Source organism: Xanthomonas arboricola pv. juglandis, assembly GCF_001013475.1.
In the GTDB taxonomy this organism is placed as follows: Bacteria; Pseudomonadota; Gammaproteobacteria; order Xanthomonadales; family Xanthomonadaceae; genus Xanthomonas; species Xanthomonas arboricola.
The window spans coordinates 86483-106986 of sequence record NZ_JZEF01000001.1 but is presented as its reverse complement, the minus strand read 5'-3'; the positions used below and the strand labels follow the sequence as shown (position 1 = coordinate 106986).

Genomic DNA, 20504 nt, shown 5'->3' with positions numbered 1-20504 from the left:
GAATCCTTCCGTGGAGGCTCCCTGGCGGCATCCATGCCGCCAAGGGTCCCGCAACCGGCAAGGACACCGCACCAGACAGTTGGTTGGCTGCTTTCTTGAAAGCTTGTTGCTCGGCTTGCGATGGGAAGATTTTCGGACGCACGACGCTCCGAACAACGCGCGTCAAGCACTGCTCTTGCCGTGCAGACCGACCATCTCCACTGGTCCTTGCCTGCCCACCGTCGCGGGACCTTACGCGGCATGGATGCCGCGTAAGAGCCTACATGGACGTACTTGCGGCGTGTCCTGCGATGGTGGGCGGGCAAGGGCCCTGCAGCCGAGTCGCAGACGCGCCGCTCTACAACTGATCGATCCGCAAAGCCATATATCAGCCGCTCTACCGTGCGGCGTGTCCTGCGACGGTGGGAGGGCAAGGACCCTGTAACCAAGCCGTGGATCGTCTGCCCTACGACCGATGCATCCGCCCCGTTCCATCGACCCAATGCGACCGCCCCCCAGTATTGAAGCAGCTGACAACACGTCCCGAGCAAATCAGCAGGCAGGTAGTGACGACGCACTTTCAACCGGCGTGCCCTAGCACTCCATGCCGCATCAGGTAACGGCCGTGCCCGCCTGCGGTGCGCATGCAATGTGGCGCTTGCTCTGACGAGCACAGATGGATTTGCAGCCCACCCAAGTCGCGTACGCCGTGACAGCGCTTGCGGTGGAACCCGACGCGCTCTAGCCTGCGTCGGACTTCACCGCAAGGACCACCCGTGAATCCTCGTTTGTTGTGGCTGGCACTGGCCGTGGCCGCCGGCACCGTGTCGTTATCGGCCTGCCGTCAGGATGCGGCGGCACCCGCCAAGCCCGCTGCCACCAAAGCCGCGCCGGAGGAAAACGCCGACCAGTTCGTCGCGCGCATCAGCGCCGAGTACAAGGCCGCTTACCCGGAACTCACCGCCGCGCGGTGGTTGTCTTCGACCTACATCAACGGCGACTCGCAGCTGCTGGCCGCCAAGGCCAACGAACGCTCGCTGGCGCAACTGGACCGCTGGATCGAACAATCCAGGCAGTATGCAGGCACCCCGATGTCGGCCGACAGCGCGCGTGCATTGCAACTGCTGAAATTGATGAGCGCCCTGCCCGCCCCACGCGACCCGGCCAAGCTGGCAGAGCTCACCCGGATCGCCGCCAAGATGGAAGGCGATTATGGTGCGGCCAGTTATTGCATAGGCGATGGCGAACAACGCCGCTGCCGCCAGCTTGGCGAGCTGGAACAGGTGCTGGCCAGCAGCCGTGATTACACCGAACAGCTGGATGCCTGGCAGGGCTGGCATGGCACCGCAGTCCCGATGCGCAAGGACTACCAGCGCTTTGTCGAGCTCGCCAACGAGGGCGCACGCGGGCTGGGCTTTGCCGATGTCGGCGTGCTGTGGCGCAGCGGTTACGACATGCCGCCAGCGCAACTGGCCAGCGAAACCGACCGTCTCTGGGACCAGGTCAAGCCGCTGTACACACAACTGCAGTGCTATGCGCGCGGCAAGCTCGATACGCAGTACGGCAAGGACAAGGGCGAGCTCGCAGGCGGCATGTTGCCCGCGCATCTGATGGGCAATATGTGGCAGCAGGACTGGAGCAATCTGTGGGACCTGCTGCAGCCATACCCGGGTGCCGGCGACCTGGACATCACCGCTGCGCTGGAAAAACAGTACCAGGGCAACCTGAGTGCGGTGCTGGCGCGCACCACCGGCACCGAAGGCGGCAGCGGCGCACGCTTCCAGGCCGAGCGCGAAGCGCAGCTACGCACCGCAAGACAGATGACCGAACGTGCGCAGGATTTCTACACCTCGCTCGGCATGCCCAAGCTTCCCGACACCTATTGGCAACGTTCGCAGTTCATCAAACCGCTGGACCGCGACGTGGTCTGCCATGCCAGCGCATGGGACATGAACATGGGCGGCGAAGCGACGCAGAACATCGGTGCGGACGTGCGCACCAAGATGTGCATCAAGCCGAACGAAGAGGATTTCACCACCATCTATCACGAGCTTGGGCACATCTATTACGACCTGGCCTACAACCCGCTGCCGCCACTGTTCCAGAACGGCGCCAACGACGGTTTTCACGAAGCGATCGGCGACACCATCGTGCTGGCGATGACGCCCAGGTATCTGCAGTCGATCGGCATGGTGGGCGAACAGCAAACCAGCCGCGAGGCGCTGCTCAATTCGCAGATGCGCATGGCGCTGAGCAAGGTTGCCTTCCTGCCGTTCGGGCTGATGATCGACCGCTGGCGCTGGGGCGTGTTCGACGGCTCGATCCCCCCCGAGCGTTACAACCAGGCCTGGTGGGAACTGAAAGCCAGGTATCAGGGCGTTGCACCGGCGAGCCCGCGCGGCGAAGAGTTCTTCGATGCCGGCGCCAAGTACCATGTGCCCGGCAACACGCCGTACACCCGGTATTTTCTCGCGCACATCCTGCAGTTCCAGTTCTACAAGGGCCTGTGCGAAGCCGCCGGCCATCAAGGCCCGTTGTACGAGTGCAGTTTCTACGGCAACAAGGACGCCGGGCAGAAGTTCTGGTCGATGCTGCAACGGGGTTCCAGCCAACCCTGGCAGACCACGCTGAAGGAACTCACCGGCAACGACCGCCTGGATGCCGGCCCGATGCTGGAATATTTCGCCCCGATGAACGAGTGGCTGAAGCAGCAGAACCAGGGGAAATTGTGCGGCTGGCAGGCGAACGCACCCGCGGCCGCCAGCACGACGCCTGTGCCCGCCGCAACGCACTGACGCACGCGCTTCGCGCGGAATGCGGCGGCCCTCACCTGGCCGCCGCATAACGTTGATTTGATAAACGCACAAAACGCCGGCGATATACTGCGCGCCCGCTGCACCGGCGCAGCATGCAGGATGCATCCAGTGAACAACGCCTCCACCGGCCCGCACCCGCGCGACGCGGACCGCAACAAGCAGTTCATCGACGACGCAAACGACCGCGCATTCGACCCGATCTACAGCAGCAAGAGCAGCGACTACGCGCTGGAAGTGGGCGGCAGCAACATCGAGCTCAACCCTGAAGATCAGACGGTCAAGTATTCCCATACCAGCGAGCAGAGCAGCGGCAGTCCGACGCAGCCGCTAGGCGAGAACAGCCTGCGCACCAGCCGCTCGCTCGGCCTGGGCAAGCTCAGCGACGCCGAAGCGAAGACCACCACCTTCAACCTCGAGGCCGATGCCAACACCGGCCAGCAGCAACGCCTGCAGACCAAGCTCGGCGACAGCAAGCTGAGCATCGAGACCAGCACCAGTGCCGGGCAGCGCATGCGTTACGCACTGACGCTGCCCGGTGCAGACCAGCCTGCAGAAGCGGCCACACGCGTCAATCCGCTGCAGCCGGAGAGCCTGCCGATCGGCGCGCGCGCGGTGATGGACGCCCAGACCTACACCCAGCGCGATGCCTCGGCGAGTCTGCAACACCTCACCATGCAAAGCGAGATCACCGAAGCCAGCGGCCGCAGCTACCTGATCGAGCGCGTGGACGAGCGCCACGTGCGTGTGGTGACCGGGCCCAATGCAGCCATCGAGGCAGTGAACGCCGTTGGCGTCAAGGTGGGACCGGCGCAGGCCCTGCTTGGGCGCGCCGACGCGCTGGGCCAGTCGCAGGTGCACAGCGCGCAGTTCGACCTGGCCGATCCACGCGCGCTCGCGGCCATGGGCGACTTTGTGCGCGAGGGCAAGATGGCACCAGGCGTGCCCGGCGTCGATGAGCTACAGACGCTGGAGCGGATCAATTTCAGCTCGCAGCAGCGTCTGCAGCTGGAATTGGGCCCGCTCAGCGCCGATCTGGCCGGCAACCGCAACCAGGGCAGCCAGGTGCGCATCAGCACACCGGGCCAGGACGGCTACACCGTGGTGCAGCAGCTGCAATACGGCGGCAACGTGCCGCTGACGATCGTGCGCCAGTACGACGGCAACGACACCGAACGCGTGCAGGAACGCAGCTACCGCTTCGAGATCGATGGCGATGTCGCCGCGCCGGGGCTGCTGCAACGTCTGGGTGGGCGCAACGAGGCCAGCGAGGAAAAGGCGATTGCACAGAATCTCAACAGCGCGCTGAGCGGCGACATGGCGGGCACCGGTGCGATCGCGTCGGGGCAGAAGACCACGCTGGCCTTCAGCGAGGCGCAGATGCAGGCGCTGATGCAGCAGACCCAGGCCAGCGTCGAAGCCGGCAGGATCGGCGGCAGCTCGCTGACGGCGCTGGTCGGCGACCGCAACGCCGCAGCGCAGTCACCCGAACGCTTCGCGATCGCGATGGCGCGCAATGTGGGCGGCGAGCCGTATCCGTTCGTCGAGCGGCTGCAGCGCATCGCCGACGGCGCCGATGGGGCATACGACGGCCGGTTGCAGCGCATCGATGCCGAGGCGCTTCCGCGCCAGCCGGATGCGGCAACCGCGGCGGCGGATCCGCGCAATCCGGCCAGTCCGGACCATGCGCTGCTGAGCCAATGCACCGCAGCGGTGGAGCAACTGGAGGCCGCACGCGGCCGCGTGCCCGATGCGGACAGCGAGCGCCTGGCAGCCGGCGCGCTGGTGGCCGCACGCGAGCACGGGCTGCAGCGCGTCGACCACGTGGTGCTGGGGCGCGACCCGGCACAGGGCTTCGTGGTCCAGGGAGCGCTGGATTCGCCGGCGCACCTGCGCGGACCCTTCGATGCCCAGGCCGCGCAGCAGACGCCGGTGGACCACAGCCTGCAGCGCGCGCAGGCTGTGGGCGCCGAGCAGGATCGCAACGCCGCCGCGCAGGAACAGGCGCAGCAGCAGGACGTCCAGCGACAGGCACCGGCGCGCTGATTCAGCGCACTGGCTGATCCGCAGCCAAGCGCTGGCGCAATTCAGCCCCAACACGGCCCATCCACGCGGAACGGGCCGTGTTCGGAGCCGGCCTCGCCGACACCGCTGCGTGCATGGCCTCAGTTGGTGCGCGCGGGCACCAGCTTCTGCGCGAACTCGATCCGGAACGCCTCGAAATCCCTGCCATCGGCGGCCGCCTCGGCATGCGCCGCGTCCTTGAGCGCGTCCGAATAGGTCAGCCGTACCGGCGTGCCCTGGCGTTCGTGCAGCTCGGCTGCGCGCATGATCAGGGCCAGCACCTGGGCGGCGCTGGTGCTTTCGCCGGCGATGCGGCCGTCCATGCCCAGCACCCATTCGCCATCGCGGCGGACGATGCCGGCCAGTAGCGTGCGTTGCTGGTCGCGCAGTTCGGCATGCGGCTCGATCGGCGAAACCGGCGCGGGATTGGCGGCGGCCTGGTTGCGCTGGCGCTCGGCGGCGCGCTTGCGGGCATCGCGGCGCAGCTTGGAATCGGTGGACATGCAGGCTCCTGTGAGGTCAGAGATGGTCGGCCGGCTCCAGAGGCACTGCCTCCTCGGCCTGGCGGCGGCGCAGACGGCGGCCGCTGCGGCGTTCCCAGCGCCAGAATAGCCAGCCCAGCAGGAAAAAACCGGTCATGCCGATCGCCAGATGGCGCGGGTGTTCACTCAGCAGCGGCGACAGCACCCCGGCCACCAGCGTATTGGTCATCAGCTGGGTGAAGGCCTGCAGCGAGGAGGCCAGGCCGCGCTGATGCGGGTACATGTCCAGCACCGCCAGCGCCAGGATCGGGAAGATCAACGCCATGCCCACGCCGGCCAGGAAGATCGGCAGCACCGCCCAGGGCAGCGCGATCTGCGCCGCCGTCATGGTGTAGCCCAGGTTCGCCAGCGCCGCCACGCCGCAGCAGACGAAGCCGATGCGGATCTGCCGCACCGGGTCCATGCTGCCGGCCATGCGCCCGGACAGGAACGAGCCCAGGGTCATGCCGCCGATGGTGGGAATGAACAGCCAGGCGAAGTCGCCCTCGCCCAGGTGCAGGTGCAGGTGGCGCATGATCAGCACCGGCGCCGAGGCGATGTACAGGAAGATGCCGGCGAAGTTGAACGCACAGGCCGCCGCCAGCCGCTGGAAACGCGGGTTGAAGCCGATCCGCACGTAGTCGTGCATCAGGCGGCGCAGTTGCAGCGGCGTGCGCGCCTCCGGCGGGTGGGTCTCCGGCAGCCAGGTCAGCGTGGCCACCAGCAGCACCAGCCCGAACGCTACCAGGAACCAGAAGATCAGCGGCCAGCCGGCACCGCTGAGCAGGATCCAGCCGCCGATGATCGGCGCGATCGCCGGGGCGATGCCGAAGATCATCGACACCTGGCTCATCAGCCGTTGCGCATCCGCCCCCTGGAACAGGTCGCGGATCACCGCCCGCCCGACGATCATGCCGACACCGGCCGACAGCCCCTGCAACGCGCGGAACGCCAGCAACGTGGGCAGATCCTGCGACAGCGCGCAGCCCACCGAGCCGGCGATGAACAGCACCAGCCCGCCCAGGATCACCCGCTTGCGTCCCCAGGCATCGGACAGCGGGCCGTGCGCGATGCTCATCAGCCCGTAGGCGAGCAGATAGACGCTGATGGTCTGCTGGATCGCCACTTCGTCCACCGTCAGGCTGCGGCTGAGCCGCGAGAACGCCGGGAAGATGGTGTCGATGGAAAACGGGCCGAACATCGCCAACCCGGCGAGCAGCAGCGCCATGCGCCGGGTGGAAGGCGTGGTGGGGGTCATGCAGGAGTCCGAAACGTGGTGCATCGGGGGGACGCACGCCGACGCCGGCCTGGGGGCAGCGTCGGGATGAGCACAAGGGCGTCGATGATAGGCGCTCGCCGTTGCAAGGTTAAGCAAATCCGAGTGCATGGGCCTGCCTGCCACCGCTCCGGCAGGTGCGCACGCAGGCTATAATCGCCCGGCAACACGGTGGGAGAAGCGGCACTGCCGCTGCCGAAGGCGCAACAGCCCGTAATCGCTCAGGCCCGATACCATCCGCAGTACAACTCTGGAGAGACCGGCCGATGCCGGCGCCGAAGGGGCACGGAACGCAGGCAGGCCCAGCGCCACGCCGCGCTCTTAAACTCTCAGGCAAAAGGACAGAGGGGCGCGAGGAAGACTGTCGCTGCGACAGGAGGTGATGCGCTCTGCGCGTCACTCCGGCCGGGTGGCCGTCGACCATTCGTCTGCCCCCTGCCCCGGATGCCCGCCATGTCCCAGACCACGTCTTCCTTGCGCGACCTCGAACACCACAGTGCGTTCGTCGAACGCCATATCGGCCCCAACGACGCAGAAATCGCACAGATGCTGGAGGTGGTCGGCCACGCCTCGCTGGATGCGATGACCGATGCGATCGTGCCCGGCAACATCAAGTCGCCAGCGGCGCTGGCGCTGCCCGAGGCGATCACCGAAGAAGAGGCGCTGGCCAAGATCCGCGCCATTGCCAGCAAGAACCAGGTGCAGCGCAGCTTTATCGGCCAGGGCTATTACGGCACCCATACGCCGAAGGTGATCCTGCGCAACATCCTGGAAAACCCGGCCTGGTACACCGCCTACACGCCCTACCAGGCCGAGATTTCGCAGGGCCGGATGGAAGCGCTGATCAACTTCCAGACCCTGTGCGCCGACCTCACCGGCATGCAGATCGCCAACGCCTCGCTGTTGGACGAAGCCACTGCCGCAGCCGAGGCGATGACGCTGGCCAAGCGTTCGGCCAAGTCGAAGTCGGACACCTTCTTCGTGCACGACGCGGTGCACCCGCAGACGCTGGAACTGCTGCGCACCCGCGCCGAGCCGCTGGGCATCGTGCTGCGCGTCGGCACGCCGGAAGAAGCCTTGCAGGCCGAGTGCTTCGGCGTGCTGCTGCAGTACCCGGACAGCTTCGGGCATATCGGCGATCACGCTGCGCTGGCCGATGCGGTGCACGCACAAGGCGGCCTGGTCGCGGTGGCCACCGACCTGCTGGCACTGACCCTGATCGCCGCGCCCGGCGAATGGGGCGCGGATATCGTGGTCGGCAATTCGCAACGCTTTGGCGTGCCGTTCGGCTTCGGTGGTCCGCATGCGGCGTTCATGGCCTGCCGCGACGCCTACAAGCGCTCGATGCCGGGCCGGTTGATCGGCGTGTCGATCGATGCCGCCGGCAACCCGGCCTATCGCCTCACCCTGCAGACGCGCGAACAACACATCCGCCGCGAGAAGGCCACCTCCAACATCTGCACCGCGCAGGTGCTGCTGGCGGTGATGGCCTCGATGTACGCGGTCTACCACGGCCCCGAGGGACTGACCCGCATCGCACGGCGTACGCATCGTCTTGCTGCGATCCTGGCCGCCGCACTGCGCAGCGCAGGCGTCACCGTGGGCGAGCATTTCTTCGACACCCTGCACGTCAAGGCGATCGATGCCGACGCCATCCACGCCAAGGCGCGTGCGGCCGGCATCAACCTGCGCGCGATCGACAGCGAAGCGGTCGGCATCAGCCTGGATGAAACCAGCACGCGCGCCGACGTGGTCGCACTGGCCGGGTTGTTCGGCGCGCAGGCAGATGTGGACGCATTCGATGCCGTCACCGCCGACGCATTGCCGCAGGGCCTGCTGCGCAACAGCGCGTTCCTGACCCACCCGGTATTCAACACCCACCACAGCGAGCATGAACTGCTGCGCTACATGCGCTCGCTGGCCGACAAGGATCTGGCGATGGATCGCACCATGATCCCGCTGGGCAGCTGCACCATGAAGCTCAACGCCACCGCCGAAATGATCCCGGTGACCTGGCCCGAGTTCGGTGCGATCCATCCGCTGGCGCCGGCCGAGCAGTCGGCCGGCTACGCGCAGCTGATCGACGAGCTGGAAGCGATGCTGGTCGAATGCACCGGCTACGACGCGGTCAGCCTGCAGCCCAATTCCGGCGCGCAGGGCGAATACGCTGGCCTGCTGGCGATCCGCGCCTATCACCGCGCACGCGGGGAAGCGCATCGCGACATCTGCCTGATTCCCGAATCCGCCCACGGCACCAACCCGGCCTCGGCGCAGATGTGCGGCATGACCGTGGTGGTGACCAAGTGCGATGCCAACGGCAATGTCGATGTCGACGACATCCGCGCCAAGGCGGAAAAGTACTCCGAGCGCCTGGCTGCGTTGATGATCACTTACCCATCCACCCACGGCGTGTTCGAAGAGGACGTGGTGGCGATCTGCGAAGCCGTGCATGCGCATGGCGGCCAGGTCTATACCGATGGCGCCAACATGAATGCCCTGGTCGGCGTGGCCAAGCCCGGCAAGTGGGGCTCGGACGTGTCGCATCTGAACCTGCACAAGACCTTCTGCATTCCGCATGGCGGCGGCGGCCCGGGTGTGGGCCCATGCGCGGTGAAGTCGCACCTGGCGCCATACCTGCCTCGTGCCGGCATCCATGCCGGCGAAGGTCAAACTGCCGCCATCCATGGCGGCGGACTCAACTCCGAAAGCGGGAGTGGACACTCCTCGCGCATCGGCGGCATGGTCAGCGCGGCGGCCTACGGCTCGGCCTCGATCCTGCCGATCAGCTGGATGTACGTGACCATGATGGGCAGCGGCGGCCTGCGCAAGGCGACCCAGGTGGCCCTGCTCAATGCCAACTACATCGCCAAGCGCTTGGCGCCGCACTACAAGACGCTGTACACCGGCCGCAACGGCCTGGTGGCGCACGAGTGCATCCTCGACATCCGCCCGCTGGAAAAGACCAGCGGCATCGGTGCCGAAGACATCGCCAAGCGTCTGATCGACTTCGGCTTCCACGCACCGACGTTGAGCTTCCCGGTCGCCGGCACCTTGATGGTGGAACCGACCGAAAGCGAATCCCAGCACGAACTGGACCGCTTCATCGACGCGATGATCCAGATCCGCGAAGAGATCCGCGCCATCGAAGACGGCCGCCTGGACCGCGACGACAACCCGCTCAAGCACGCCCCGCATACCGCCACCCAGGTATCGGCCAGCGAGTGGACCCACGCCTACCCGCGCGAACTGGCCGCCTTCCCGCTGCCGGGCCTCAAGCAGCAGAAGTACTGGCCGCCGGTGGCGCGCGTGGACAACGTCTACGGCGACAAGAACGTGATGTGCGCCTGCATCCCGGTAGACGCGTACAAGGACGACGTGGAGGCGTAAGCGCCACCACCGGGTAAAAAAGACGGAACCCAGCCGGTCACACGGCTGGGTTTTTTGTTGCCGTGCCGGGCCAGGCCGGCGCTGCCGCCGCCACAGGTTTTGCGTTTGTCACAGCCGGGGCGATGGGCGGCGCTTCATGGGCAGCGGTGAAAGATTGCCCTCCAGCGCGTGCTGCGCTCATCGCAGCATCGCACTCGACCAGGCGACAGCGATGCCATCTGCGCCTCGCCGGCGGATGCATCGACAGTTCCGGCAGGCCAACTGCGCCGGAAGCTGCACATGCGCCGCAGGCAGCGATACCCGCTCACTCCCCAGCGACGCGTGTGCCCGGCCATCGCATGCGGGTGCCTGCCAACCACACGTTTGCCTGCCCTACACGTGCGAAAGAGATGATGACCGACGTCCTCACGCACATGGCAGACCTGCGCATGCTTCAACTGAAACACATCGGCATCCTCCTGCTGGCGGCTTGCACGCTGACCGCCTGCGCGCCACGCCGCCCTGGCGAGGTGCCGGCACTGGTGCATGCGGCCGATGCGCAGGCCGAGGTGGTGCAGACCGATGCCGGTGCGATCCGCGGTGTTGCCGGTGCGCAGGGGCGGGTGTTTTTGGGCGTGCCGTTCGCCGCGCCGCCGGTGGGCGCTTTGCGCTTTCGCGCGCCGCAGGCGGCGCCAGCCTGGACGGGAGTCCGCGCTGCCACCCAGGCCGGGCCGGCGTGCCTGCCGCGTTATCGCTTCGGGCAGAAGCAGGTCTCCGAGGATTGCCTCACCCTCAACGTCTATGCGCCGCCCGGCCCCGCGCCGGCGCATCCGCGCGCAGTGATGGTGTGGATTTACGGTGGCGCGCTGGAGCTGGGCAGCAATGTCGACTACGACCTGAGTGGGTTGGCGGCGCGGCAGAACGTCATCGTGGTGGCGCCCAATTATCGGCTGGGGGTGTTCGGTTTCTTTGCGCATCCGGCGCTGCGCGGCGAAGGCGAAGGCGCGTATGCCTTGCAGGATCAGCAGGCTGCGTTGCGCTGGGTCAGGCGCAATATCGCCGCCTTCGGTGGCGATGCGCACAACGTCACCGTGTTCGGCGAATCGGCCGGTGCCTGGAGCATCTGCTATCAACTCGCCTCCCCGGGCGCGGCCGGTCTGTTCCAACGCGCAATCCTGCAAAGCGGCAGTTGCCTGGCCAGCGATTCCAGCCTGCCGCGCGCCGAGGCCGAGCGCGGCGGTGCACGCATGGCGCAGACGCTTGGCTGCGAGCGCGCAAGCGATGTTGCCGCATGCCTGCGCGCACTGCCTGCCGACACCGTGGCCGACGCCAAACCGCAGCGACGTGGTTTGACCGGCAGCGACGCGTGGGCGCCGATGTCCGGCGGCGAGGTCTTGCCGTTGCCGCCCGCCGAGGCGATCGGCAACCTGCAACATGCGCAGGTACCGGTGCTGATCGGCACCAACCGCAACGAAGGGCGGCTGTTTGCGCAGTTGCTGTCCTACATCGGCAAGCTCAACCTGCGCAGCGGCTATGAGGCGCGCCTCAAGCGCATGCATGCCGACCCCGCAGCGATCCTGGCGCGCTACGCGGACGTTGCCGCGCAATCGCGCTGGGATGCATTCGCCGACATCGTCACCGATGGCGGATTCGCCTGCCCGACACGTCGGCTGGGCCAGGCCTTGCGCACCCACGCGCCGGTGTATGCGTACGAATTCGACGACCCGCAGGCGCCATACGGCCTGTTGCGCCTGCCGCTCTCGCATCCGTTGGGCGCGTATCACGCATCCGAGCTGGTGTATCTGTTTCAGCGCCCGTGGGTGCTCAGTGGCAAACCGACGTTCACTCCGGCGCAGCAGGCCTTCGCCGACACGCTGCAGGATTACTGGGGCGCATTTGCGCGCACCGGCGACCCCAATGGGGCTGGCCGTCCGCAATGGCCGCGCTTCGATGGCGACGCTCCGTTGACGCTGTCGCCCGGCAGGATCGGCGCAACGCCCGACTTCGCGCAGCGGCATCGCTGCGCGTTCTGGGATGCACAGGCAACGCTAACGCTGCCGCACGCGGCAGCAACGCCGGCACAGTCACCCTCGCATTGATCGCATCGTCCAGGAGCCACCCATGTCCGTCCCCACCTCATCCCCCTGCCCCACGGTGCGCCTGCGCAACGGGCGCAGTGTGCCGGCACTCGGGCTCGGCTCGTGGAATCTGGGCCAGGGGCGACACGCGCCGCAGCAGGAGATCGAGGCGCTGCAGACAGGCCAGCAATTGGGCATGCGCTTGATCGACACCGCAGAGATGTATGGCAATGGGCGGTCGGAGCAACTGATCGGCCAGGCCATGGATGACGTGCAGCGGCCTTATCTGGTATCGAAGGTCCTGCCGAGCAATGCCAGCGCGCGCGGCATCGCGCGTGCCTGCGAGGCCAGCCTGCAGCGGCTTGGCGTGCGCACACTGGATCTGTATCTGTTGCACTGGCGCGGCGGCAGCGATCTGCGCGAAGTGGTCGATGCCTTCGAGGCCCTGCGCGATGCCGGCAAGATCCGCGAGTGGGGCGTGTCGAACTTCGATGTGGACGATCTGCAGGACCTGTGGCGCATCGATGGCGGGCAACACTGCCTGGTCAATCAGGTGCTGTATCACGCCGGTAGCCGTGGCATCGAGTTCGACCTGCTGCCGTGGTGCGCGCAGCATCAGGTGACGGTGATGGCGTACTCGCCGCTGGGCAGCCGCGCATTGCTGGATCATCCGGTGCTGCACGCGATCGGCGAGCGACGCGGCGTGGCCGCCACTGCCGTGGCACTGGCGTGGGCGATCCGCAGCGGCCAGGTCATTGCCATTCCCGAATCGGGAACGCCTGCGCACGTGCGCGCGAATGCAGCGGCGTGCACGCTGCAACTGGAGGCGCAGGACCTTGCCGAACTGGACCGTGCGTTTCCGCCCCCGACCCGCAAGCAGCCGCTGGATCTACTGTAGTCAGCCGGCAACGGTTGCGTTCGCTGCTTGAGATGCAGACCTTGCGTCAGTGCATTGCGTGACAGACACATCAGGCAGCCGCGACCCAGCGCAAGTTTCTGGCGGCATGTGAGTATTCGTTCGCATGCAGACACGCGTACTTAACAGCGCCACTCCCAGGCTCGGCGGACCAGCCCGCATTTTCAAGCCCGCCAGAGTGGAGTCCCATGCCCAAGTCCCCCAGCAAGTCCGCGCAACTTCCGTCCACCGCTGCCGCCAGCGCAACTCCCGACACGTTGCGCGGTGCGGGCGATGAACTGCATCAGAAGGCCGGCGGCACGCATCCGCAGCTGACCACCAACCAGGGCATTCCGGTTGGCGACAACCAGAATTCGCTGCGCGCCACGCCGCGCGGGCCGACGCTGCTGGAAGACTTCATCCTGCGCGAGAAGATCACCCACTTCGATCACGAGCGCATCCCCGAGCGCATCGTGCATGCGCGAGGAAGCGCGGCGCATGGCTATTTCGAGCTGACCAAGTCCTTGAGCCAGTACACCACCGCCAAGATCTTCACCGAAGTCGGCGAAAAGACCCCGCTATTCACGCGCTTTTCCACCGTCGCCGGTGGCGCCGGCTCGGTGGACACGCCGCGCGACGTGCGCGGGTTTGCGGTGAAGTTCTACACCAAGGAAGGCAACTGGGATCTGGTGGGCAACAACATCCCGGTGTTCTTCATCCAGGACGCGATGAAGTTCCCCGACCTGATCCACTCGGTGAAGATGGAACCGGACCGCGGTTTCCCGCAGGCCGCCAGTGCGCACGACACCTTCTGGGATTTCATCTCGCTGAGCCCCGAATCGATGCACATGATCATGTGGGCGATGAGCGACCGCACCATTCCGCGCTCGCTGCGCATGATCGAAGGCTTCGGCATCCACAGCTTCCGTTTCCTCAATGGAAATGGCGACAGCACCTTCGTCAAGTTCCATTGGCGCCCCAAGCTCGGCCTGCAGTCCACGATCTGGGACGAGGCGGTGAAGATCGCTGGCGCTGACCAGGACTTCCATCGTCGCGATCTGTTTGAATCGATCCAGAGCGGCGACTTCCCCGAGTGGGAGCTGGGCGTGCAGCTGTTCACCGAGGCGGAAGCCGATGCATTCCCGTTCGATCACCTGGATTCGACCAAGGTCATTCCGGAAGAACTGGTGCCGCTGCAGATCGTCGGCCGCATGGTGCTCGACCGCTGGCCGGACAACTTCTTTGCAGAGACCGAGCAGGTGGCGTACTGCCCGGCCAACATCGTTCCCGGCATCGACTTCAGCAACGATCCGCTGCTGCAGGGCCGCCTGTTCTCGTATCTGGACACGCAGCTGAGCCGCCTGGGTGGACCGAACTTCCACCAGATCCCGGTCAATGCGCCCAAGTGCCCGTTCGCCAACAACCAGCGCGACGGCCATATGCAGATGGGCGTCCCCAAGGGCCGTGTCGCCTACGAGCCCAGCTCGTTGCAGGCCGATGCGCCGCGTGAGGCGCTGCGTGGATTCCCCAGCCACGCAACACCGGCCGAAGATGGTGCCAAGGGCCGCGTACGCGCAGCAAGTTTTGCCGATCACTACAGCCAGGCACGCATGTTCTTCCGCAGCCAGACCGCACCGGAACAGGCGCATATGGCATCGGCGCTGGTGTTCGAGTTGTCCAAGGTGGAGACCGCGCACGTGCGCGAAGCCATCGTCGGCCACCTGCGTCACATCGACCCGACGCTGGCGCAGCGTGTGGCCGATGGCATGGGCATGACCGCGTTGCCGCCGGCACCACCGGCTGCGGTCGCACCGAGCGACATGCCGCTGTCGCCCGCCTTGCAGCTGATCGGCAAGATGAAGGACACCTTGCAGGGCCGCACGGTCGGCATCCTGATTCACGACGGCTCCGATGCAGCGACGATCAAGGCGGTGCGCAAGGCCGCCGAAGCCGCCGGTGCCACAGTCAAGATCGTTGCGCCGAAACTGGGTGGCGCCAAGCTCAGCGACGGCAAGCAACTGGCTGCCGATGGTCAATTGGCCGGCACGCCTTCGGTGGTGTTCGATGCGGTGGCGGTGGTGTTGTCGTCGGAAGCTGCCAAGGCGCTGACACGTGAATCGGCGGCGCTGGATTTCGTCAGCAATGCGTGGGCGCATCTGAAGGCAATCGCCTTCGACGATGGCGCGCAGCTGCTGCTGAAGGCCGGCAATGTCGGCAAGGACGCGGGCGTGATCGCGGCGGCAGATACCAAGGCATTCATCACTGCCGCCAAGACCCGCCAGTGGGCACGCGAACCGAAGGTGCGCATGTTGGCGTAACTGCATCCGCATGGGCTGCACAGGCTTGGGCGCGAACGACTACGTCGTTCGCGCCCAAGTCGTTGATGCGGGCAGCGATTCATCCTCTACGGAAAACCAGCGCATCCTCTGCAACGGCCAACCTTTAACCAGTCTTTTGGCAGCGTCTAATAGACCACGCTGCGATTTGGAATCCGGCTATCTATACGTTGTTGCGCGGTCGTGTCTTTGGGGTGTCGGCGCGCGCGGCCAGATCGGCAGTAGAGCGGCGGGCTGCGGTTTGGCTGCAAGGCCCTTGCCCGCCCAACATCGCAGGACACGCCGCAAGTACGTCCATGTAGGCTCTTACGCGGCATCCATGCCGCGTAAGGTCCCGCGACGGTGGACGGGCAAGGACGCGTCAAGAGAATCGGTGTGCACGTTTGCAAGCAAGAGCCTGCGGTGCGTCGTGCGGATCACTATTGGTCCGACTGGCTTCTTACCGCCTTCCCATTGCAAGCGAAATAGTCGACAGGCTTCAACACGTGATCGACCAACTTCTCTTCTGCCCAGGCTGAGCAACAAGCTTTCAGGAAAACAGCCGACCAACTGTCTGGTGCGGTGCCCTCGCCGCTTGCGGGACCGTGTGGCGGCATGGATGCCGCCACCGAGCCTCCACGGATGGATTCACGGCGTATCACGCAAGCGGTGAGGGCGCCGCACACTCGACGAACCAGGCTTTTGACTGCATCTACCAAACGAGGATGCAACCCGGAATCCCGATGGATTCACGCAGTTCCCCGCAAGCATTACAGAAGAGCCGTGCTCGGCTAACTCAGCTACTGAGCAGTCGTCTTGCTCAGGCGCGCTAAGCCGGTTCGGCAGGAAACTGCGCCGCGTTCGCCAGCGCGCGGTACTCGCGTGGCGTCATGCCGACCGCCAGCTTGAACTGCCGTGCGAAGGCGCTCTGATCGCTGAAACCGCAGGCATGCCCGATTTCGGTGAGGCTCTTGTTTCCGTGCAGCAGATGCATCGCCATCTGCAGGCGTAGCTTGGCCAGCACCTGTTGCGGGGTGAGTTGGAATACCTTGCGGAACGAGCGTTGCAGCTTGGACATCGAAAACCCGGTGATCTCCACCAGCGCCTGCATGCGCACGTTCTGCGCGTAGTTGGCGTTGAGGTACGCCAGCGCGAGCCGCAGTTTTTCGTACTGCGATTCATGCCCGTCCTGCGGCCCCAGATCGCGCGAGATGCCGATGATGCCCTGCACCTTGCCATCGACCAGCAGCGGACGTTTGCAGGTCAGGCACCAGCCCGGTTCGCGGTTGGCGAATAGATGCAGTTCCAGCAGGTTGTCGATCACTTCCCCGGCCAGCACCTGCTCGTCCTGATTGGCGTAGTTGGCGCCCAGCCCGCTGGGATAGACCTCGGCAACGCGCTTGCCGATCAATTCCTTGCGCGATTTCAGGCCCAGGCGCCGCAGCATGGTCTGGTTGACGTGGGTATAGCGGCCCTCGCGATCCTTGACGAAGAACAGCACGTCCGGCACCGCATCGAACAACGCTTCCAGATCGGCAGGATCGATGCTCTTCATGGAGGTCATGCGGGACTGGACTCGGGATCAGGAAAGACGCGGCTGGCGCTGACGCGCGCCACCGATGCAGGCCGCAGCGCATGCAGCGCCATGATACGCCGCGCGCCTCAGACGCCGGCGCACCGCGTCAGCGCGGGTTGTCGGCCACCTTGGACGCGGCCGGCGCAGCCTTGCTATCCACCGCCGCTGCGGTGGGGTTGCCGATGCGATCCAGCGGCACCTGCTGCGCGCGCCAGCCACTGACCACCGCCGCACCGGACTGCGAGCCCACCTGCACCTGCAGGCGTGCACTGCCGCCGGGCGCGATGAACTCGACGGCGCAATCGCCGGCGGCCATGCAGCTGTCGGCGGCAAGCGGATCCACCAGCTGCCAGCCCTGCTCCATCACCGCCTGCGCAAACGCGCGGTAGCCCATGCCGGACTTCAGCGTGGCCGGCAGCGGCACGGCCGGATCGCTGGCCACCGCATCGGTGCCAACTGCGGCAGTCGCAGACACGGGCGCGCGCGCAGGCTCGGCCGTGGGCCGCGATGCGGCATTCAGGGCAGGACTACAGACGAGGGCGAGCGCCCACAACGAGGGGCGGAACAAGGTGCGCATGCAAACGGTCCTTGCGATCCTGGCAGGGAGTTGAGGAAGTTAAAGAATCGCTATTTTGGCATGGCTTGCGTGCACTGCGGCACTGCTGGCTCATGCTGGCATTCAGCCAGATGCTGTGATCCAGGCCATCTCGGCCCGCCGCAAGCGAACTCATCATGAAAAAGCGCTATCGAGTTCAACGCGCCACTTCCGAACAGTGTCTGACGGGCGAAGCGCGACTGCGCAGACGTCGGGTTGAAGACCGGATCATTCCCTTCCATTGTCGGCACGGCGCAGAGTCGCCATCTCCGCAAGCGCGTTGCATCATTGCGGTTTGATCGTGGAGTACCCGATGCCCGACACCACCTCCCCCGTCTATGCGGTCGGCCAGCTCTGGCGCTGCCGCGGGCGCACCGCGACGGAGACCCCGCTGCTGCTGATCAACCAGATCGATGTGCATCCCCACCGCGGCCAGATCCTGCACGTGAGCATCAGCGACATCCAGGTGCGTCACGCGGGATTGCCCGATGGGATCCTGGACGCGCTGCCGCACATCCCGGTGATCGCGCAGACCCTGAAGCGCAGCGCTGCCGAACACGTCGGCACTGCCGCGCCCAATCAGGATTACCTGCCGGGCTATGCAGAATGGAAGTCCGCCTTCGACGCCGGCAATGCCGGCTCGTTCGGCATCGCGGTGGCGGAGATCCTGCAGATCGTGGAAGGCCAGTTGGCCAAACGCGATCAGTTGCCGAACTGAGCAAACCGAACAACCCTGCGACCCGTATTAAAGGCCGGGGTCTCACGCGTCATCGCCGCACCAACCGGCACGCCGCTCCAGGCGGCGTGCCGGTCGCGACCTCACTGGCCAATATGCTGCTTCAGCCAGCTGTTGACGGTGTCGTGCCACAGCACGCTGTTGTCCGGCTTGAGCACCCAGTGATTTTCGTCCGGGAAATACAGGAACTTGGAATCGATGCCCTTGCGCTGCAGCGCGGTGAACGCGGCCAGGCCCTGCTCGACCGGGATACGGAAATCCTGCTGGCCGTGGATGACCAGCATCGGCACCTTCCACTTGTCCACGTGCAGCACCGGGTTGAACTTCTCGTAGCCGGCCGGGTTCCGCCAGGGCGTGCCGCCGTTTTCCCATTCGCTGAACCAGAGCTCCTCGGTGGCGTAGCCCATGGTGCGGTTGTCGAACACGCCGTCGTGGTCGACCAGGCACTTCCACGGCTGATTCCAGTTGCCGGCCATCCAATAGACCATGTAGCCGCCATAGCTGGCACCCAGCGCGCAGGCCTTGTCGCCGTTGAGGAAGCCGTACTGCTTCTGCGCGGCGGTCCAGCCCTTCTGCAGGTCTTCCAGCGGGCGGTCGCCCCAATGCTGGCTGATCGCATCGGTGAATTCCTGGCCGTAGCCGGTGGAGCCGTGGAAGTCGATCATCACCACCGCATAGCCCTGGCCGGCGTAGGTCTGCGGATTCCAGCGGTTGCTCCAGCCGTTGCCGAAGCTGCCCTGCGGCCCGCCGTGGATCAGGAATGCCACCGGGTAGGTCTTGCCTTCCTGGTAGTTGTACGGCTTGACCACATAACCGTGCACGGTGTCGTTGTTCCAGCCCTTGAACTGGAACTGCTCGTAATCGCCGAACTGCACCTCCGGCAGCAGCTCGCCGGCGCTCTGGGTGATCGCACGCAGGCCCTGGCCCTGCACATCGCTGACAAAGACCTGGTCGCCGCTCTTGAGCGAGTTGCGGGTGAACGCCAGCGTGTTGCCGGCCAGGGTCGGCGCATGCACGCTGCCCTCGCCCACCAGCTTGGTCGCCTGGCCGCTGGCGATGTCGATCTTGAACAACGGATGCTCGCCGAGGTCGTCGGCGCTGGTGTAGAGGCTGGCGCCATCGGCGCTCAAGACGATCTCGCCGGCCGAGCGGTCCCACTTGGGGGCGATCTCGCGGCTCTTGCCGCTGGCCACGTCCATCGCCATCAGGCCGAAGCGGTCGGCTTCGAAACCGGGGCGCTTCATCGCGCGGTAGTACAGCGTCTTGCCGTCGCTGCTGAACACCGGGCCGGCATCCCAGGCCGGGTTGGCGGCGGTCAGATTGACCGGCGCGGCCTTGCCGGCCGCATCCAGGCGGTACAGGTCGAAGTTGGTCTGCCACGGCTCGTCGTTGCCGGTGGGCTTGGCGCCGGCGGTTGCCTTCTTGCCGGTTTCCGGCCCATGCGGCTGCGGCACGCGCACGCTGGCCACCACACTGCCGCCGTCGGGCGACCAGGCGTAATCGTCATTGCCGCCGAACGGCTTGGAGGGCGCATCGCCGGCCAGCGTGGCGCTGATGGCCGAGGCACCGGCCACGGCCTTGCCGCCGGCAGCCGGCAGGTCGGCGACGAACAAGGTGTTGCGGCGCCCATCGTTCCAGGTATCCCAATGCCGCACGAACAACTGGTCATAGACCACGCCACTGGCCTTGGCGCTCTTGAGCTTGGCGAGCCTGGTCTTGGTGCAGCCCAGGTCCGAGCCGCAGTCCTGGAACACGCCGGCACTGAAAGCAATGCGCTTGCCGTCGGGCGAGAGCTTGTAGCTGTCCACATCCACCGCAAACGCCGTCAACTGCTGCGGCGCGCCGCCGGCCAGCGGCTGCGCGTACAGCTGCTGCGTACCGGATTTACTGCTGAGGAAGTACACCGTCTTGCCGTCCGGCGACAGCGCCGGGCTGTTGACGTTCCAGCCGTCGGGAGTGAGCCACCTGGGCGGCGCGGCATCGCGGGTACGCAGATTGCGCGTCCACAGGCCGGTGGCCGGCTTGCCGTTGCTGCTCTTGGCCTGCCGCTTGGCGAACACCAGCACGCTGCCGTCGGGGCTGAGCGTGGGCGAAGACACCCTGTCCAGCGCGACCATGTCGCGCACATCGAATCCGCGCGCAGCGGCAAGACTTGGCAAGGCGGTCAACAGACACAGGGGCAGCACGGCGTAACGAAGCTTCATCGAGAGTTCCTGCAACGGCAAAACGTCGATGGTAGGCGTTGCTGCGGCGCACGCGCAAAGGCACAAGGTCATGCACCCGCAGGCGC

At 66.1% G+C, this 20504-nt stretch carries 12 protein-coding genes and 1 riboswitch; of the genes, 7 read left to right on the top strand and 5 right to left on the bottom strand.

Annotation, left to right across the window (positions count from 1 at the left end):
* Positions 1-755 precede the first annotated feature (755 nt).
* Together XARJCFBP2528_RS00380 and XARJCFBP2528_RS00375 are read left to right on the top strand one after the other, a co-directional pair.
* Complete coding sequence (locus XARJCFBP2528_RS00380; RefSeq protein WP_047124171.1) at positions 756-2774, top strand: M2 family metallopeptidase; 2019 nt, start codon at positions 756-758, stop codon at positions 2772-2774.
* Between the two features lie 129 nt (positions 2775-2903).
* Positions 2904-4838: an XVIPCD domain-containing protein gene (locus XARJCFBP2528_RS00375; protein WP_047124440.1), complete on the top strand. Its 1935-nt coding sequence runs from the start codon at positions 2904-2906 to the stop codon at positions 4836-4838.
* 119 nt (positions 4839-4957) lie between these two features.
* Here the strand turns inward: XARJCFBP2528_RS00375 and XARJCFBP2528_RS00370 are convergent, their stop codons facing one another.
* Both XARJCFBP2528_RS00370 and XARJCFBP2528_RS00365 read right to left on the bottom strand, forming a co-directional pair.
* Complete coding sequence (locus XARJCFBP2528_RS00370; RefSeq protein WP_016901679.1) at positions 4958-5359, bottom strand: hypothetical protein; 402 nt, start codon at positions 5357-5359, stop codon at positions 4958-4960.
* Between the two features lie 16 nt (positions 5360-5375).
* Positions 5376-6635 (bottom strand): multidrug effflux MFS transporter, encoded by a 1260-nt coding sequence (locus tag XARJCFBP2528_RS00365; protein WP_047124170.1) that lies wholly within the window; start codon positions 6633-6635, stop codon positions 5376-5378.
* A gap of 258 nt (positions 6636-6893) precedes the next feature.
* Positions 6894-7008, top strand: a riboswitch (glycine riboswitch).
* A gap of 98 nt (positions 7009-7106) precedes the next feature.
* Between XARJCFBP2528_RS00365 and gcvP the strand changes: the two genes are divergently transcribed.
* From gcvP to XARJCFBP2528_RS00345, 4 genes are all read left to right on the top strand, one after another.
* Positions 7107-10040, top strand: a complete 2934-nt coding sequence (gcvP, locus tag XARJCFBP2528_RS00360; RefSeq protein WP_047124169.1) for an aminomethyl-transferring glycine dehydrogenase — start codon at positions 7107-7109, stop codon at positions 10038-10040.
* Positions 10041-10468: 428 nt separating this feature from the next.
* Positions 10469-12118: a carboxylesterase/lipase family protein gene (locus XARJCFBP2528_RS00355; RefSeq protein ID WP_047124439.1), complete on the top strand. Its 1650-nt coding sequence runs from the start codon at positions 10469-10471 to the stop codon at positions 12116-12118.
* 22 nt (positions 12119-12140) lie between these two features.
* Entirely contained in the window at positions 12141-12995 is an 855-nt protein-coding gene (locus XARJCFBP2528_RS00350; protein WP_047124168.1) for an aldo/keto reductase, read from the top strand.
* A 206-nt stretch (positions 12996-13201) separates the two neighbouring features.
* Positions 13202-15310, top strand: a complete 2109-nt coding sequence (locus XARJCFBP2528_RS00345) for a catalase (RefSeq protein WP_047124167.1) — start codon at positions 13202-13204, stop codon at positions 15308-15310.
* 826 nt (positions 15311-16136) lie between these two features.
* Here the strand turns inward: XARJCFBP2528_RS00345 and XARJCFBP2528_RS00340 are convergent.
* Complete coding sequence (locus XARJCFBP2528_RS00340) at positions 16137-16862, bottom strand: AraC family transcriptional regulator (RefSeq protein WP_024939479.1); 726 nt, start codon at positions 16860-16862, stop codon at positions 16137-16139.
* Between the two features lie 127 nt (positions 16863-16989).
* Entirely contained in the window at positions 16990-17460 is a 471-nt protein-coding gene (locus tag XARJCFBP2528_RS00335) for a hypothetical protein (protein ID WP_026064569.1), read from the bottom strand.
* A gap of 331 nt (positions 17461-17791) precedes the next feature.
* Between XARJCFBP2528_RS00335 and XARJCFBP2528_RS00330 the strand changes: the two genes are divergently transcribed.
* Positions 17792-18196: a hypothetical protein gene (locus tag XARJCFBP2528_RS00330; protein WP_026064568.1), complete on the top strand. Its 405-nt coding sequence runs from the start codon at positions 17792-17794 to the stop codon at positions 18194-18196.
* Between the two features lie 101 nt (positions 18197-18297).
* Here the strand turns inward: XARJCFBP2528_RS00330 and XARJCFBP2528_RS00325 are convergent, their stop codons facing one another.
* The gene (locus XARJCFBP2528_RS00325; RefSeq protein ID WP_047124438.1) at positions 18298-20418 is read right to left on the bottom strand and encodes an alpha/beta hydrolase family protein; all 2121 of its coding nucleotides are present in this window, start codon (positions 20416-20418) and stop codon (positions 18298-18300) included.
* Between the last annotated feature and the right edge of the window lie 86 nt (positions 20419-20504).